The sequence below is a fragment of the Nocardia alni genome (genome assembly GCF_019038435.1).
In the GTDB taxonomy this organism is placed as follows: domain Bacteria; phylum Actinomycetota; class Actinomycetes; order Mycobacteriales; family Mycobacteriaceae; genus Nocardia; species Nocardia alni.
This window is the reverse complement of record NZ_JAGPOX010000007.1, coordinates 63,044-79,295: the sequence shown is the minus strand read 5'-3', so window position 1 is coordinate 79,295 and position 16,252 is coordinate 63,044. Positions and strand designations below refer to the sequence as shown.

Below are 16,252 nucleotides of genomic sequence, written 5' to 3'. Positions count from 1 at the left end.
GCAACCCGAAGGAACTGACGATGTATCTCATTACCGGAGCAACGGGCAACGTCGGCGGCCCGCTCGCGCGGCAGTTGCACGACGAGGGCTACCCCGTTCGGGCCCTGGTGCGCGACCCCTCCCGTGCCGTCGGTCTCCCCGCCGGGATCGAGCTCGCGATCGGCGACCTCAACTCACCCGAGAGCGTGTCGAAAGCGGTCCGGGGCGTCGAGGCCATCTTCCTGATGCAGACAGGAGCCGGAATCGAGCAGACCATGACGATGATCGCCGCCGCGCGGGACGCGGCGGTACCCAGGATCGTCCTGCTTTCCTCGATCGGTGCGCGCCTGCAACCGCTGGCCGAGAATCCGATGGGAGCCGCTCTCGCGGCGCGCGAACAAGTCCTGCGCGAGTCCGGCCTCGGCGTGACCTATCTGCGGCCCAGTTCCCTGGCCTCCAATGCCTTCTGGTGGCGCGACGCCATCCGGGCGGGCAGGGTCGCCGACCCGACCAGTGGCCGCCTCCACAGCGTGATCGCCCCGGAAGACATCGCGCGCGTCGCCGTGGCCGCCCTGACCGACGACGCTCATACGGGCAAGGGGTACATCCTGACCGGACCGCAGACCCTGACCTCACGCGAGCAGGTCGAGACCATCGCCGAGGTGACCGGGCACTCGATCGACTTCGAGGACATCACCCCGCACGAGTTCGCCCAAGCCGCCATCCAGCGCGGAACCCCGCCCGAGCAGGCGCACATGATGGAGGCCCTGTACGAGTGGTTCCGCGCCAACCGCTCGGGATTCACCACCGACGACGTCGAGAACATCACCGGAACAGCCCCGGCGACCTTCCGCGCCTGGTGCGAACACCACGCCGACGCCTTCCGCTGAGGCGAACCCGGCGGTGCGCAGTCGCCCTCGGCGACCGGCACCGACGACCGATCGGCCCGACAGGGGTCCTCTCGTGGCGGCTAGTGAGCAGGGCAACCAGGGGCTGCTCCGCCACCGCTTTGCATGGCCATCAGCGCGCAGAAGGTGGACACCGCGACCTTCCACTGGCCTCCGTCGTTCACGGCCTGTCCGTCCTGGTTCGGCAGCGCCGGACTGCCGCCGATCAGGATGGAGTAGGTCACCGCGGCGTGGGTGGGATCGGTGAGCTTCACATTCGATACCGTCGCCGTGGTCTGCGCCGATGTGGGGCTGTTCGCTTGCGCCTGGAGGGCCGGCGCGAACGCCGAGCCGTTCTCGACGAGTGCGACCTTCTGGTTCACGGGCGTCTTACCGTTGAAGAACGTGACGAACGTGTTGGTGACGGCCTGCACCGTCGGATCGCTGGAGGGCGCCGCCGTCGCGGCCGCGGCCGGTGCGGACGATGACGCCGCCACCGAGGTCGTGGACGCACCGGCGCTGGAATGGCTGGAACTGCTACAGCCCACGACGGCCGCGAGCACCGCCGTCACCCCGCAGATCGCCACGGCAGGACGGACAACGAAATGGCGCATGGTCGTTCCTTTCGATCGAGGGCGGCGGATCGCCGGCCGCCCGGATGCGCAAACCCTATGAGAATGTGACTCTCTTAACAAGAGAGTCACATTTCGGCATCGTAGGAGCAGAGTCGGCGATTCGGAGCGGAACGAGACGGAAGGGCTCCGGGGTTGTGTGAATGCACAAGCCAGTGAGCACCCCGATGTGATCGGCGCCATCACTCACGCACCGGCCATCACAGCACGCCCCGAGCGAGCCCGGCGGATCCCCTCCCGCCGGATCTCACCCCGCTCACACGCCGTTTCGATGCCCCTGCGCCGCCCTTGGCGAGACCGCCACGCACCCCGTCAACACCTACCCTCTACAATTGTTGCTCTGTGCAACTGTTTGAAATGTGATGAGGGTGCGAGATGGCGACAACCGAACATCGATCCGCTGCCGCGCGGCGCTGGTCGTTACAGGTTCCGGCGCGGGTTCCGATGTGGGAGTGGGTGCGCGAGAGCCGCGGCGGGCTGGTACTGCTCGCCCTGATCATCGGCGCGGGCGCCGGCGGTGGCGCGATCGTATTTCGTTGGCTGATAACCACTTTCACAAAGCTGCTGTCCGGCTTTCCGGACTACTCCGCGCTCGGCCACATCGCCAATCCGCACGTGCCGTGGCTCGGATCGTGGTTCGTGCTGCTGGCCCCGGTCGTGGCGGGTCTGATCTACGGCCCGCTGGTCACCAAGTTCGCGCCCGAGGCGCGCGGGCACGGGGTGCCCGAGGTGATGTACGCCGTGGCCGAGCGCGGCGGCCGGATCCCCCCGCAGGTCACCATCGTCAAGGCGCTGGCCTCGGCGTTGTGCATCGGCGGCGGCGGGTCGGTCGGTCGCGAGGGACCGATCGTGCAGATCGGTTCGGCCTGGGGATCGAGCCTGGGGCGATGGACACGGGTCCCGGAGAACCGGCTGCGGATCCTGGTCGCCTGCGGCGCCGCCGGCGGCATCGCGGCCACCTTCAACGCGCCGATCGCCGGGCCGTTCTTCGCGATGGAACTGATTCTGCGCGATTTCGCCGCCGAATCCTTCGGCGCCGTCGTGCTGTCGAGTGTGACCGCCAGCGTGATCGGCCGCGCGGCCTTCGGTAACCATCCGTTCCTGGACCTGCCGGCGTTCTCCCTGAAATCGGGGTGGGAATATCTGGCCTTCGCCCTGCTGGGCCTGGTGATCGGTGCGATCGGGGTCGCCTTCACGCACGTGCTGTACTGGATCGAGGACGCCTGCGACTGGGCCTGGCGGGGCCCGGAATGGCTGCGCCCGGCCGTGGGCGGGTTGCTCCTGGGCGGGTTGCTGCTGGTACTGCCGCAGATGTACGGGGTCGGATACCCGGTGCTGGCCCACGCGATCGACGGCAAGTATGTGCTGTGGATGCTGCTCGTGCTGATGGTCGGCAAGATGATCGCGACGAGCCTGACCATCGGCATCGGCGGCTCCGGCGGGGTGTTCGCACCGTCGCTGTTCATCGGCGCGATGGGCGGGACCGCGTTCGGTGTCGTGGTGAATCACCTGTTTCCCGGCGCGAGCGCCGCGCCGGGCATGTACGGGCTCATCGGGATGGGCGCGGCGTTCGCGGGTGCGACGCGCGCGGCGATCACCGCGGTCATCATCCTGTTCGAGCTGACCGGCGAGTACACGATCATCCTGCCGCTGATGCTGGCCATCGTCGCGGCCACCGGAATCTCCCGCGCGTTGTCGAAGGAGACGATCTACACCCTCAAACTCACCCGGCGCGGCGTGAATCTCGATGCCGCGCACGCCCGCTCGGACCGTCGCCTGGATCGGCGGCCGATCTCGGCAGTCATGGAACTGATGCCCGAACCGATCGCCGCCGACACCTCCGTCGCCGCCGCGGGCCGGGCGGTGTGGTTGTCGGCCAACGGGGTGCTCCCGGTGATCGGCCACGACCAGCGGTACCACGGCTGCGTCACCGCCCGCGCGGTGGCCGAGGCGATGACCGGCGCGCAACCCACCCACACCACCGTCGCCGACCTCGCGGTCATCCCACCGAGAATTACCCAGGATTCCACTCTCGCCGAGGGCCTCGACGCGCTCACGGGCGCGGAGAGCACCGGTATCCCGGTCCTCGACCCGGGCGGTCAGACGGTCGTCGGCTGGCTGACGCACCGCGCCGTGCTGACCGCGCTCCAGGACTCGCCGCCGCGCCCGGCCGACCGGCAGGCCGCGTGAATTCGGTTACGCGACGCGCCGGCTCGCCGGTCGCCGGTGATCCGGTGCGGCATCGCGCCGGGCGAACGGCGATCGCGGCCGATCGCCCGCCGAATCGCCGGGCGCGGTGAGCGTCTCGCGATTCGGCGGGCGGTGATCGTCGCGGTCCCGCCGATACACCAGGTACAGCAGCCCGACGCCGACCAGCACCGGAATATGCGACAGCAGCCGGCCCGCGGTGACCTCGCCATCGGCGAGGTCGAGCAGCGACGCGGCGGTGAGCACGCCGACGAAGACGCTCAGCATCGGCAACTGGGCGGCCGCGGCGCGGGTGTGCAGCGCGGCCCAGGCCAGTCCGATGCCGACGGCCAAGTTCCAGGCCGCGCTCTCATGGCTCATATGCCCCATCATGAACGCCCCGATATCGCTGTGCCCCATGCCGATATCGGCGCCGAGCAACTGCGCCAGCGCCAGGCCGGTCTGGACGATCGCCACCAGGGCGAGGGCGACCCGCGACACGGAGTGCCGGGGCCGGATCTCGTCCAGGATCGCGGCGGTCAGGTCGGGCACCGGCGGCGCGGTGTGCACGATCAGCATCCGCCGCAGGCGTTCGGCACGCACCGACCAGTCCCGGCACGCCGGGCAGGTGGCCAGGTGCTGATCGACCAGTTCGGCCGACACGGGCCCCGGTTCGCCGTCCAGGCGCGCGGACAGTGCTTCGCGGACCGTTTCGCACTTCATACAACTATGGTCGCGCAGCGCGTGGGAGGAGTTCCCACGACGGCGTGTAGTAGTGTTTTCCGGGTGCGTGGAGCTGACCGGGACGACGAGCTGACCGCGCTCGCCCTGGCCGCGGGCCGCGGTGATCGGCGGGCATTCGAGCAGTGGGTGCGGGCATTACAGGCCGACGTGTGGCGATTCCACGCGTATCGCGCCGGAGCGGGCGCCGCCGACGATCTGACCCAGGAGACGTTCGTCCGCGCCTACAGCAGCCTGCCCCGTTTCGCCGCACGGTCCACTTCGCGAGCATGGCTGCTGTCGATCGCGCGACGCGTGGTGGTCGACTCGGTCCGTTCCGCGATGGCGCGACCGCGCATCCAGAACACCGACGACTGGGAGTCCGCGGCCGAGCAGGGTGCGGCCCGGCCGCGGACCGGCCGCACGTTCGAAGACCTGGTGGAAGTGCGGATGCTGCTCGACGGTCTGGACCCCGAGCGCCGCGACGCGCTGGTGCTGACCCAGATGTTGGGCCTGTCGTATCAGGAGGCCGCGCAGGTCTGCGGCTGCCCGGTCGGGACGATGCGTTCCCGGATCGCCCGCGCCCGCGAGGATCTGCTCGCGGCCACCGCGCGCCGCGACGACGAGGACGATCGCCGCCGGCACGGCGTCTGATCCCCGCCGGGAACTTTGCCCGCTCGCCATCCGACCCATCACCGACAGCGAAACGCACGGGCGAGATGGGATGGATATGGCGGAAACCGCGGCGGCAGTGGTCGACCGGCAAGCGGACGAGCGGGTCCGGCTGGTCGTCACCGGGATGACGTGTGGCAGTTGTTCCGCGCGCGTGGAGCGCGCGCTGAACAGGGTCGACGGGGTCACCGCGACGGTCAACTTCGCCACCGGCATCGCCACGGTCGACGCGCCCCGCGCGGTCGGGCCGGAGCGGCTGTGCGGCGTTGTCGAGGATGCCGGTTACGAGGCTGCCGTCCAATCCGGTACGGCGGCCCTCGATACCGGTCCGGAGGATCGCGCCGCGGCCGCGTTGTTCCGGCGGCTGGTGGTGGCCCTGGTCCTGTTCTTCCCGCTGGCCGACCTGTCGGTCATGTTCGCGACCGTCCCCGCGACGAGAATTCCCGGCTGGCAGGCGATTCTGCTCGCGCTGGCGCTGCCGATCGTGGTGTGGTCGGCCGCGCCTCTGCACCGCCGCGCCCTGACCGGCCTGCGCACCGGGGCGATGAGCATGGAGACCCTCGTCTCGATCGGCATCACGGCCGCGACCGCCTGGTCGATCGTGACGTTGTTCGCGCGCCCGGCGCCCGTGCGCGGTCACGGCGTGTGGGCGGCGATCATGTCCGCGGACTCCATCTATCTGGAGGTGGCCGGGGGCGTCACCGTATTCGTCCTGGCGGGAAGGTATTTCGAGGCGAAGGCCAAGCGGCGGGCCGGTGGTGCGCTGCGCGCGCTGGCCGCCCTGGGCGTCCGGGACGTCACCGTGCTCACCGGCGACGGCCGCGAAATCGCCATTCCCGCAGATGAACTCACGGTGGGGCGACGCTTCGTGGTGCGACCCGGTGCGCGGATAGCCACCGATGGTGTTGTGGCGCAGGGATTCTCCAGCATCGATACCGCCGCGATGACCGGTGAGGCGACACCCGTCGAGGCCGGGCCCGGCGCACCGGTCTGCGGCGGCACCGTCTCGCTCACCGGACGGCTGGTCGTCACCGCGACCGCGGTCGGCGCCGACACCCGCCTGGCCGGGATGATCCGCCTGGTCGAACAGGCGCAGGAGGGCAAGGCGGGGCTGCAGCGGCTCGCCGACCGGATCGCCGGGGTGTTCGTGCCCGCGGTGCTGGCGCTGGCGGTGCTCACCGCGGGCGGCTGGCTGCTCGCCGGCGGCGGAACCGACCGAGCGTTCGGGGCCGCGCTGGCGGTACTCGTGATCGCCTGCCCGTGCGCGCTCGGGCTGGCCACGCCCACCGCGCTGATGGTCGCCTCCGGCCGCGGCGCGCAGCTGGGCATCTTCGTCAAGGGGCAGCAGGCGCTGGAGACCAGCCGCACCATCGATACCGTGGTGTTCGACAAGACCGGCACCGTGACCCTGGGCGAGATGACCGTCAGCGCCGTGCACACCGATCTCGACCGCGACGAGATCGTCCGTCTGGCAGGCGGATTGGAGTCCGCCTCCGAGCACGCCGTCGCCGCCGCGGTCACCGCGCACGCCCGCGCCCGGCATCGTGAGCTACCGCCGGTCACCGATTTCGCCGCGCTGCCCGGGCTCGGCGCCCGCGGCCGGGTCGAGGACCGCGAGGTGCTCATCGGCAGTCCCGCACTGCTCGACGCCCGGCGGATCGCGGCGCCGCCCGGCTTGCGCGCGGCGCTGGAGTCCGAACAGCGACTCGGCCATACCGCCGTCTACCTCTGTCTCGACGACCGTGCGGTCGCGGTGCTGGCAGTCTCGGACACCGTGCATCCGACCGCCGCGGACGCGATCACACGACTGCACCGGCTCGGGCTGCGGACCTTGCTGCTCACCGGGGACAACACCGCCGCGGCCCGGGCGGTCGCCGCCGAGGTCGGCATCGACGACGTCGTCGCCGAGGTGCTGCCCGCCGGCAAGGTCGAGGTGATCCGCGAGTTGCAAGCCCGGGGGCGGCGCGTGGCGATGGTCGGGGACGGTATCAACGACGGTCCCGCACTGGCCACGGCCGACCTCGGACTGGCGATCGGCCGCGGCGCCGACGTCGCGATCGGCGCGGCCGACATCATCCTGGTCCGCGACGATCTGGCCGCCGTGCCCGACGCGATCGGCTTGGCGCACGCCACTCTTCGCACCATCCGCGGCAATATGGTGTGGGCGTTCGGCTACAACGTCGCCGCCCTGCCCATTGCCGTTGCCGGACTGCTCAATCCGCTGCTGGCCGGGGCGGCGATGGCGTTCTCCTCTTTCTTCGTGGTGTGGAACAGCTTGCGGCTGCGCGAGTTCCGGCCCTGACCGGTCAACGCCGGGCGTGGTCGAGCTGGGCGAGCATCGCGTTGTAGGCGGCGAGTTCGTCGTCCTCGGGGTACCGGTCCTGGTGGCGATCGGCGCGCGCGGCCTCGCGACGATCCTGCCGCGACCACTGCGCCAGCAGCGTGCCCACCACCAGCAGCACCGGAATCTCACCGGAGATCCAGGCGACGGTGCCGCCGAGCCATTGGTCGTGCATCAGGTCCGTCATCCAGGGCAACCGCAGCTCGGGATAGAAGACGGGCCCGATCAACGAGTCCATCGACATCGTCGCCACACCGAAGAACGCGTGGAACGGCATGACCGCGAACAACATTCCCAGTCGCGCCAGATGCGGCAGCCGCCGCGGGCCGGGATCGATGCCGATGATCGCCGAGTAGAACAGGTAGCCGGTGAGCAGGAAGTGGATGTTCATCAGCAGATGGCCCCAGTGGAACCGGATCAGCTGGTCGAACAGCGAGGTGAAATACAACCCGTACAGCGACACCACGAATACCGCCAGCGCGACCAGCGGATGACACAGGATCCGGATGAATCGCGAATGCATCAGCCACAGCACCCATTCGCGGGGACCCTGCGGTGCGTCCCGGCCCGCCGGCTCGACAGCTCGCAACAGCAGCGTCACCGGCGCACCGAGCACCAGCAGTTCGGGCAGGAACATGTTCAGCGCCATGTGCACGGCCATGTGCATGCTGAACATCGCGTAGCCGTACGCGCCGATCCCCGACGAGGTGACCAGCAGCAGTCCGGCACAGCCGCACAGCCAGGACACCAGCCTCCGCCACGACCACGCGTCACCGCGCCGCCGCAACCGCACCACCCCTGCCACATACGCCACCGCGAGCACGATCGACGCGGAACCCAGCACCACATCGAACCGCCACACCGTCAGCAGCCGCCACACATCGGGCGGACGCGGCAGATCGAACCCGAGGAATACCTCCTGCGCGGTGAACGACTGACGCGCGAACGCGGGCGCGGGCTGTATCGCCATCACCACCGACACCGCCAGCCAGCCGAACTCGGCCACGACCGCGATCCGCAGCAGGCGAGCGAGCCACCGCGAATCCGCCCGGATCCGCCCGACCGACCACGCCAGGCCCGCATGCGCGGCCAGTAGCACGACCGCGGCCACGCCGAGCCGGCCGTACCACCCGCCGAACCGCGACGGCGGCGCCAGGATGATCACCAGAATCGCGGCGGTGGGCGCCATGACCGCCACACACAGGACCACCATGATCCGATAACGACGCAGCATCAACGCGACCGCCGCCGGGTCGGCGCGATGCCGGTGTCCGGCGAGCGCACACCAACTCAGCCCGATCAACACCGACAGCGCGGCGGTGAACAGGATGACCGCGCCGGTCGCGTAATCGTGATTCGGCCCCTCGCCGGCGTTGCCGACCACCGCCGGTGCGATCACCGCGACCACGGCGACCGCCGCGAGACCGAACACGCTGTTCCACGACAGCGCGAACCGGACAAGCACCGCGACCACGATCGCGCACAGCGCCGCCACGACCCACGCCTTGGGCCTTTCCGCCGCCGCGATCAGCGCGGGCACACCGCCGATCCGCAGCATCCGCCACGTCGACATGCCCGCCGAATCCGCCGCCGACACCGGGACGAGCGCGACCGCGGCCAGCACCCACACCACCGAGGCGAGTTCGGCCACCCGCACACCCCGATACCCCGGCGCCTGGATACCCCCCTGGGCGGTAGCCGCGGCACAGAACAGCGCGAACACCAACGCGCCCACCGTGAAACCGCCGGCCACCGCGGCCACCCATCGCAACACCGCGTAGAGCGCCGCGCTGGGCAGTCCGGGATAACCGATGCCTTGCCCGGCGTACGGCGCGTCCCGCACCAGCACGGTCACCGTCAGCACTATCGCGACGCCGAGCACCGAACCGATCGCCAGCGTCGGGATCGAGCCCGGCCCGCGGCGGCGCGCACTCACTGTCTGGTCCCGGGGGCTGCCGATACGTTCTGTCCGAACCGAATTCGTACTCATCGGTTACACCATCGCCAGCAGCATGTACGTCATCCCCGCTGCCATGACCGCGAGGCTGATCCGGATATCGAGCGAGTCGTGCCCCCGCAACCCGACCGGGGGACGTTCCAGTACCGGGATGCGTTCCCACACACCGAATATCCAGGCGAGGGCATCCACGCACAGATACCCGATCACGATCCAAGTCCCGGCGTGCACGATCGTGCCGGGCCACAGCATCACCGCCGACATGTAGGCCATCGCCGCGGTATCGAGCCCGGTGATCACCCAGAGCGGGTTCACCACACCCTCTCGGCGTCCCACCGCGATCGTCACCACGGCGAGAACGACCGCCAGCGCCCCGAAGATCGCGAGAAGTACGCGGTCGAGCCCGATCTGCCCCATGGGGTCTGCGGCGTACATCGCGACCATGCCCACCGCCATCGCGGTGTGCGCCGCATGCCACCACCGCGGCTGCCCCAACAGCGACCGCGCATGCCAAATGTGCAGCAGGGCCACGACTACCAGCACCAGGGCCCACACCAGCCGCACCCACTCCGGCAGCATCGTCGTCATCGAACCCATGTGGTGCGGCATGGGTCCCGCACCGGGACCCATCGGTCCCATATCCGGCATTCGTGTTTCGCTTACTCTGGGGATCACCTTCAGTAGTCGGCTCGCGGTACCGCCGAGTTCCTACCGCTGACGATTCACCGCGAGTGCGCGCACACAGGTCTCACGGCCTAGGCAGCGAGGGCCACGGCTGATACCCGTCCAGACCCGCGAGCGGGACCGTCGTGCCGCCGGCGGCGGGCAACTCGGCCCTCCAGTCCGAGCCGCGCCAGACCTCCTGGGCCCGCAGCGATTTCAATGTTCCATCGGGAAATTGCAGAGCCAGATCCCCGGCGGCGCGGTCGGCGGTATAGGACAGCCAGTGGAAGCCCGCGAAGAACGGCAGAGCGCCCCGGGTATCGAAACCGGTCGGCACGCGCTGCGCCGGAACCTGATCCGCGGGTGCCACGACCGCCATCGCGCGTGCCAGCGAAGGCCAGGCCGCGTCGTCGGCCGCCGCGAGCCGGGCCTGCTGCTGCATCATCGCCAGCAGGGCGCCCTCGGGGGTGTGCGCGAATCCCGTTGCGACGCCGGATCGTACCCGCAGCGGACCCCACCGGTCCGCGTACGGCAGCCGGGTGCCGTGCCACGATCGCCAGGTGAGCCACTGCGACATCACCAGCGCCAGCGGCAGGGTATCGCCGGGGCTGCCGGTGTCCAACGTGCTCGCCGAGGATGCCTGTGACACGCCGGAATTCGATGCGCATGCGGTCAGCGCCGCGATGATTCCCAGGCACAGCGCGATCGCCTGCACGGTTATTCGCGCGGTACGCCGTCGATATCGCATCACACTCTCTTAACCTGTTGTGTACCAGCGGGTTCGGCGTGTGGGGTGCGCCCGTGCAGCCGGGCCAGGCGAGCGTTGTACGCGTCCAGGGCGGCCTGCTCGGCATCGATGTCGTCCCCGGTGAGATCGGAGTCGCCCAGCGTGGCGCGGCGTCGGATACCGTCGAGCCAGGGCCCCAGACTGGCCGCGCGATCACCGGAGCGAACCCATTGCCCCGCGACGACGATCATGAGCAGCATCATCAGGCCGTCGCCACCGACCCACATGATCACCCCGGCCGTGCTCTGATCGGACAGCGCGCCCGGTCCCCAGGCGCGATGGGCGGCGTAGGCGGGGGCCAGCACGGTCGAGGACATCATCAGCGTGACCCCGACGAGGGTGTCGGGCCCCATACAGACCGCCAGCACCACCAGCCGCAGCGCGTGCGGCCAGGGCGGTTCCACGGTCAGCTCATCGCCGGCGAGCGGGAGCAGCAGTAGATAACCGCTGACGAAGTAGAGCAGCAGTTCGGAGTCGTGAATCCACATGTGGGTCGACATCGCCTGCTGGAATCCGGTCAGGTGCGTCAACAGGATCACCGCGCTGTACAGCGGGACGGTGAACCACGCCGAGACCAGGAACCTAAGCGGTCCGCGGCGAAGCCGGTCGGCGGCCGAACGGACCCGCGGACCCGATGTGTCGTAGAGCAGCCGCAGCGGCTGGGCGCATACGACGAGCGCGGGCACCACCATGATCATCAACAGATGCACCAGCATGTGCACGGTGAACAGGCTGCGCGCGTAGACCGCGAGGGCACTGTCGATCGCGATCGTCAGGCAGGCCAGGCCCGCGAACCAGCACACCACCCGATGCGCCGGCCACCGGCCGCCCCGGCGGCGGATCCGCCAGACCAGCAGCAGGTAAGCCACCAGCCCGGCCAGCACAAGCCCGTCCACGACCGGCGACACCGTCCACGTGGTCAGCACGCCCGACAGTGTCGGCGGCGGCGTCTCCATCGTCATGCCCACAATGGCAGTATGCAACAGTTGCGTACTGCATCGACTGGGGGGTGCCGTCGGCTACCGGCCCCGCCCCGATCGCGGCACGACCGCCGGTCGTGGCGCAGCCGCCAGTCGTAGCCCAGCCGCCAGTCGTGGCGCAGCTGCCGGTCGTGGCGCAGCTGCCCGTCGTAGCGCAGCCGCCCGTCGTAACCCAGCCGCCCGTCGTAGCGCAGCCGCCCGTCGTAACCCAGCCGCCCGTCGTAACCCAGCCGCCAGTCGCGGAACCGCCCCCAGTCGCGGAACCGCCCCCAGTCGCGGAACCGCCCCCGGTTGTGGAACCGCCCCCGGTTACAGCTGGTAGCCGACGCCGTCCGCCGCCGGATGCGTTTCGCCGCCGGCCTCGGTGAACGCGCTCAACGCCCGGACCAGCCCGCGCCGGTCCGGCTCGGGCATCTTCGCCACGACCGCGGCGATCTCGGTACGGCGTCGGGCGGTGACCGCATCGACGATCTCGTGGCCGCGCACGGTCAATTCGATGACCAGCTCGCGACGCGAATGCGGGTTCGGATGCCTATCGATCAGGCCGGCGGTGACGAGCCGATCGACCATCCTGGTCGCGGTCGAGGGCTGCACGTCCAGCGCGGTGGCCAGATCGGCGATCTTCGAGGGTCCCCGGCTGGACAGGATGACCAGGGTGCGGAACTGGGTGATCGTAATGGTCTCGTCGACGTGGGCGATCGAGCGCGCCGACAACCCGACCAGCAACCGTGACGCCATGAGCAGGGCTTCGGTGATCTCGTCGGCGGACTCGTCGACCACCCCTGCGCTTTGTCGCATAGGAACACCTCTGTCGCTGCCAGTAACCGGTCACCCCGGCCCGAAGCCGGGGATATCCACCTTACGTACTGTCCGAAGCAGTTCCAGCATCCCTGCGCGTGGCGAACAATCGTTACCCGAAATCAGCGATAATGCGTATAGCAACTGTTGCATAGTGCCATTATCTTCATCGATTCGGGCACACGCCCCAGCCACCGCCGCGCTCTCACAACCACCGCCCGCCCGCCAGCTCGAACGCACCGACATCGTCCGCGAACACACCCAATGACACTGCAACCCAACGCAACCCGACAAGGACGAAGATGACCGACGCCAGTCTCACCTCCCGCCTCGGCGCACGAGTCCTGCGAACCCGGTGGATCGTGCGCGCCCCCATCCTGCTCTACCGCGCCGGCCTCGGATTCGTCTTCGGCTCCCGCTTGCTGATGCTGCAACACACCGGACGCCGCAGCGGCGCACCACGATTCGTGGTCCTCGAGATCGTCGACAACCCCGCCCCCGGCGAATACGTGATCGTCTCCGGATTCGGCGTCACCGCCCAGTGGTACCGCAACATCCAGGCCGACCCGCGAGTACGCCTGTGGACCGGATTCCGGCGCGGCGTCCCCGCCACCGCCACCCCGATGAGCGACCCCGAGTCCGCCACCGCCCTGAACCATTACGTCCAGCAGCACCCCCAAGCCTGGGACAAACTGCGCGGCACCATCGAACAGGCCACCGGCAAACCTGTCGACACGCTGCCCATGGTCGCCCTGCACATCGACACCCCCCGCTGAGCCACGCCCCGGCCGAGACTGCCCCACCGCCGTTCGCCCCCGCGATCGCCCGATCCCCACGACGCGCACTCAGCGGGCGGATGCCACCGCGTTACGACCCTGTGAGCAGCAGGATCGGGATCTGGTCGACGATCTCTCCGAAGTCCCGCACGACCGACCGGTCACCGACCTCGAACACACCTACCGACTCCGCATGCGCTCGATCCGCATCGCCACCTACTGCACCGAAGCCGACGTCGCGCCGAGCACATCACCGAAGCCCGCGACGCCGCCGTGGATGTCTCCGTAGCCAACAGCGTCGTCGCTCTCGCCGAAGAAGTCAGGCGGGGTGCGGGTCGACCGAGGCTCGGCCTACCAGGTACGGCGAGACCGGGGTGGGGAGGGGAAATGTTGCGGTGACAAGGTCGGCGACGGCGAAACCGGCTGCTGCGAGAGCGCTTTTCGTTCTCCGGTTGGGGTGGCAACCGTCGCTCAGGGCGTGCCAGGGTGTGTCCACCAGATCCTGGAGCCTGCCGAGCATCGGGCCCTCGGCGCGAATGTGCTCGAGGACTAGCAGTTCGCCGTCCGGCCTGAGTACCCTGCGGAATTCGGTGAGTGCGGCCGGGACGTCACCGACGCTGCACAGCAAGAACGGTGACAGCAGTGTGTCGAAGGAATCGCTCTCGAAGGGCAGTGCCTCGGCGATGCCGTCGATCAGGTCGAACCGGATGCCGAGTTTGCGTGCGCGGCGGCCGGCGACCCTGCGCATCACCGGATTGGGCTCGATCGCGGTGACCGAGGTGACCGACGGCGGCAGGTAGGACAGGTCGTGGCCGGGGCCGAGACCGACGATCAGCAGGCTTCCGCGCGCGGCGGCCAGCAACTCCTTGCGCACCGGCCGTACCAGCAGTGGTTCGGCGCCACTCATGAGCACGCTGTACCAGACCGCGAAAACCGGGCTCCGCATTATCAGTCCTTCTCCTTCTCGGGGCACAGGGTGCCGCGCTCGAAGCGACGTGGACCGATCGCGGTATCGAGCCGGTGAACGGCAGCGATACCGCGGGGTCGCAAGGTCAGGGTAGAACCTGCGGAACCACTTTCGGGTTCGTGGCACCCACGATAGCGCCGATCACGGTGCCGATGATGGACCCGGCGGAACCGGTCACCGAGCCCGTCGCCAAACCGACGGCGGAACCGACCGCCGAACCGACGGAGCCGCCCAGCGACGCGCCGTTCAACACCGGGTCCGGGAACCGTGCCTTGGGGTTCGTAGCGGTGTCCTTCTCCAGCGGAATACCGGCGACGGGCGTAGCGGGCCGACCGGTGTCCGCGGAGGCGACTCCGGCGAACGCGGCCGCCGCGACCAACGGCAGCGCCGCAACCGCCGCCACACGCCTCGGGGTGAATAGAGTATTTCGAATCAAGTTCCCCACCTGACCTTCCCGACCCCCGGGGCCGCCGAGGGCATGTCGAACGATGCCACGGAACCCTCACCAATCCGGAACGATAGCAGGATTCAAGCCACTACCGAGGCGGATCGCACCCGAGCATTCTTCAACTCGCGCAAGGCGGTTCGCAATCCACGGCGCTTGCCGGTTGCGGGATCGATGCCGAAGTGCGCCTGCATGCCCTCCCGGATGGCGAATCGCAGTTCCGATGACGTTTCCGGTGCGTCGTCGGAGGTCGCACGCAGTAACGCGTTCGGCAGTGCGAGCTTGGCGATCGTCCGGAACGACTGGAGATACTGGCCGCCGATAGAACCGGTCGTGTAGGGCAGATCGTATTTGTCGCACAGTTCCCGGACCCGCACGCCGATCTCCTCGTAGCGGTTGCTCGGCAGGTCGGGGAACAGATGGTGCTCGATCTGGTGGCTGAGGTTGCCGCTCATGAAACGCATCAGCGGTCCGGCCCGGAAGTTGGCGGATCCGAGCATCTGGCGCAGATACCAGCGCGGCTGATCCTCGGACTCGAACTCGGCGACGGTGAATTTCTCCGCGCCGTCGGGAAAGTGACCGCAGAAGATCACCATGTACGCCCAGTAGTTGCGCACGATGTTGGCGGTGGCGTCGGCCGTCAGCGTCGTCTTCCAATTCCGTCCGGCCAGCGCCGGGAAGATCAGGTAATCCTTGGCCGCCTGCTTGCCGACCTTGGTTCCGATGACGCGCAGATCTCCGAACGCCTGCCGCCATGCCTTCTCGCCGCTGCGCAGCTTCTCCACCTCGAGGTGGTGCAGTGCCACGCCCCATTCGAAAAAGGTCCCGAGAATCAGGTTGAACACGGGGTTGCCGATATTCCACCACTGCCACGGCTGGTCACGCGTGACGCGCAGGATGCCGTAGCCGACATCGTCGTCCATCCCGACGATATTGGTGTATTTGTGATGCACGAAGTTGTGCGAGTGCTTCCACCCCACACTGGGGCAGGTGGTGTCCCACTCCCACGAGGACGAATGGATCTCCGGATCGTTCATCCAGTCCCACTGCCCGTGCATCACATTGTGGCCGAGCTCCATATTTTCGATGATCTTGGCCAGCGAGAGCAACGCGGTGCCCGCGAGCCACGCGCCCCTGCGGTTGCTGAACGTCAGCGCGACTCTGCCGCCGACGGCCAGTGCGCGATGCAGGGCGATGGCGCGCCGGATGTACCGGGCGTCCCGCTCGCCGCGCGACTCCTCGATATCGCGGCGAATGGCATCGAGTTCGGCCCCGAGAGCCTCGATGTCTGCTGCGGTCAGATGCGAGTAGATGTCGATGTCGGTGATGGCCACCCGGCCTCCTGGATATCGAGAGTGCATTCATCTTTCCGTGCACAACTGTACACTGAAACACTGTTACTGTGCAGGTTAGCCCAGCCTCGATGGCGGTGACACCTTGCCACTGAACAACACTCGGCGA

General features: G+C 68.9%; 15 protein-coding genes. 5 read left to right on the top strand and 10 right to left on the bottom strand.

The features are described 5' to 3' along the window. Positions 1-20: 20 nt before the first annotated feature. Complete coding sequence (locus JZ791_RS04965) at positions 21-869, top strand: SDR family oxidoreductase (protein WP_216892947.1); 849 nt, start codon at positions 21-23, stop codon at positions 867-869. 80 nt (positions 870-949) lie between these two features. Here JZ791_RS04965 and JZ791_RS04960 read toward each other — a convergent pair whose 3' ends face one another. Continuing rightward, positions 950-1,480, bottom strand: a complete 531-nt coding sequence (locus JZ791_RS04960; RefSeq protein ID WP_216892946.1) for an MTB12 C-terminal domain-containing protein — start codon at positions 1,478-1,480, stop codon at positions 950-952. A gap of 393 nt (positions 1,481-1,873) precedes the next feature. Between JZ791_RS04960 and JZ791_RS04955 the strand changes: the two genes are divergently transcribed. Beyond that, a complete protein-coding gene (locus tag JZ791_RS04955) occupies positions 1,874-3,688 on the top strand; it encodes a chloride channel protein (RefSeq protein WP_254205229.1) in 1,815 nt (604 codons plus the stop codon). Between the two features lie 6 nt (positions 3,689-3,694). Here the strand turns inward: JZ791_RS04955 and JZ791_RS04950 are convergent, their stop codons facing one another. Then, positions 3,695-4,408 (bottom strand): zf-HC2 domain-containing protein, encoded by a 714-nt coding sequence (locus JZ791_RS04950; protein WP_216892945.1) that lies wholly within the window; start codon positions 4,406-4,408, stop codon positions 3,695-3,697. Between the two features lie 63 nt (positions 4,409-4,471). Between JZ791_RS04950 and JZ791_RS04945 the strand changes: the two genes are divergently transcribed. Together JZ791_RS04945 and JZ791_RS04940 are read left to right on the top strand one after the other, a co-directional pair. After that, positions 4,472-5,059 carry a sigma-70 family RNA polymerase sigma factor gene (locus JZ791_RS04945; RefSeq protein ID WP_308162777.1) on the top strand — a complete coding sequence of 196 codons (588 nt, stop codon included), beginning with the start codon at positions 4,472-4,474 and terminating at the stop codon, positions 5,057-5,059. Positions 5,060-5,129: 70 nt separating this feature from the next. Continuing rightward, positions 5,130-7,379, top strand: coding sequence for a heavy metal translocating P-type ATPase (locus JZ791_RS04940; RefSeq protein WP_254205228.1), 2,250 nt, complete (start codon positions 5,130-5,132; stop codon positions 7,377-7,379). Between the two features lie 4 nt (positions 7,380-7,383). Here JZ791_RS04940 and JZ791_RS04935 read toward each other — a convergent pair whose 3' ends face one another. From JZ791_RS04935 to JZ791_RS04915, 5 genes are all read right to left on the bottom strand, one after another. After that, positions 7,384-9,408, bottom strand: coding sequence for a cytochrome c oxidase assembly protein (locus tag JZ791_RS04935; protein ID WP_216892943.1), 2,025 nt, complete (start codon positions 9,406-9,408; stop codon positions 7,384-7,386). Positions 9,409-9,411: 3 nt separating this feature from the next. Next, positions 9,412-9,972 carry a DUF5134 domain-containing protein gene (locus tag JZ791_RS04930; RefSeq protein WP_216892942.1) on the bottom strand — a complete coding sequence of 187 codons (561 nt, stop codon included), beginning with the start codon at positions 9,970-9,972 and terminating at the stop codon, positions 9,412-9,414. Positions 9,973-10,123: 151 nt separating this feature from the next. Then, on the bottom strand, positions 10,124-10,786 hold the full coding sequence (locus JZ791_RS04925) for a DUF8175 domain-containg protein (protein ID WP_216892941.1): 663 nt from the start codon (positions 10,784-10,786) through the stop codon (positions 10,124-10,126). Then, positions 10,786-11,787 (bottom strand): cytochrome c oxidase assembly protein, encoded by a 1,002-nt coding sequence (locus JZ791_RS04920; RefSeq protein WP_254205227.1) that lies wholly within the window; start codon positions 11,785-11,787, stop codon positions 10,786-10,788. The genes JZ791_RS04925 and JZ791_RS04920 overlap by 1 nt, the downstream gene beginning before the upstream one ends. A gap of 327 nt (positions 11,788-12,114) precedes the next feature. After that, positions 12,115-12,603, bottom strand: coding sequence for a MarR family winged helix-turn-helix transcriptional regulator (locus JZ791_RS04915; protein ID WP_216892940.1), 489 nt, complete (start codon positions 12,601-12,603; stop codon positions 12,115-12,117). A 302-nt stretch (positions 12,604-12,905) separates the two neighbouring features. On the opposite strand from JZ791_RS04915, the gene JZ791_RS04910 reads away from it, so the two are divergent. Beyond that, positions 12,906-13,379 (top strand): nitroreductase family deazaflavin-dependent oxidoreductase, encoded by a 474-nt coding sequence (locus JZ791_RS04910; RefSeq protein ID WP_216892939.1) that lies wholly within the window; start codon positions 12,906-12,908, stop codon positions 13,377-13,379. A 319-nt stretch (positions 13,380-13,698) separates the two neighbouring features. Here the strand turns inward: JZ791_RS04910 and JZ791_RS04905 are convergent, their stop codons facing one another. From JZ791_RS04905 to JZ791_RS04895, 3 genes are all read right to left on the bottom strand, one after another. Continuing rightward, entirely contained in the window at positions 13,699-14,325 is a 627-nt protein-coding gene (locus tag JZ791_RS04905) for a class I SAM-dependent methyltransferase (RefSeq protein ID WP_254205226.1), read from the bottom strand. Between the two features lie 106 nt (positions 14,326-14,431). Then, a complete protein-coding gene (locus JZ791_RS04900) occupies positions 14,432-14,749 on the bottom strand; it encodes a hypothetical protein (protein WP_216892938.1) in 318 nt (105 codons plus the stop codon). A gap of 125 nt (positions 14,750-14,874) precedes the next feature. Continuing rightward, the gene (locus tag JZ791_RS04895) at positions 14,875-16,125 is read right to left on the bottom strand and encodes a fatty acid desaturase family protein (protein ID WP_216892937.1); all 1,251 of its coding nucleotides are present in this window, start codon (positions 16,123-16,125) and stop codon (positions 14,875-14,877) included. Positions 16,126-16,252: the final 127 nt, after the last annotated feature.

Coding starts and splice junctions, on each gene's coding strand:
- JZ791_RS04925 (WP_216892941.1), bottom strand. CDS start 10,786: ATGCGATATCGACGGCGTACCGCGCGAATAACCGTGCAGGCGATCGCG.
- JZ791_RS04935 (WP_216892943.1), bottom strand. CDS start 9,408: ATGAGTACGAATTCGGTTCGGACAGAACGTATCGGCAGCCCCCGGGAC.
- JZ791_RS04920 (WP_254205227.1), bottom strand. CDS start 11,787: ATGACGATGGAGACGCCGCCGCCGACACTGTCGGGCGTGCTGACCACG.
- JZ791_RS04965 (WP_216892947.1), top strand. CDS start 21: ATGTATCTCATTACCGGAGCAACGGGCAACGTCGGCGGCCCGCTCGCG.
- JZ791_RS04910 (WP_216892939.1), top strand. CDS start 12,906: ATGACCGACGCCAGTCTCACCTCCCGCCTCGGCGCACGAGTCCTGCGA.
- JZ791_RS04905 (WP_254205226.1), bottom strand. CDS start 14,325: ATGCGGAGCCCGGTTTTCGCGGTCTGGTACAGCGTGCTCATGAGTGGC.
- JZ791_RS04960 (WP_216892946.1), bottom strand. CDS start 1,480: ATGCGCCATTTCGTTGTCCGTCCTGCCGTGGCGATCTGCGGGGTGACG.
- JZ791_RS04955 (WP_254205229.1), top strand. CDS start 1,874: ATGGCGACAACCGAACATCGATCCGCTGCCGCGCGGCGCTGGTCGTTA.
- JZ791_RS04915 (WP_216892940.1), bottom strand. CDS start 12,603: ATGCGACAAAGCGCAGGGGTGGTCGACGAGTCCGCCGACGAGATCACC.
- JZ791_RS04930 (WP_216892942.1), bottom strand. CDS start 9,972: ATGGGTTCGATGACGACGATGCTGCCGGAGTGGGTGCGGCTGGTGTGG.
- JZ791_RS04950 (WP_216892945.1), bottom strand. CDS start 4,408: ATGAAGTGCGAAACGGTCCGCGAAGCACTGTCCGCGCGCCTGGACGGC.
- JZ791_RS04940 (WP_254205228.1), top strand. CDS start 5,130: ATGGATATGGCGGAAACCGCGGCGGCAGTGGTCGACCGGCAAGCGGAC.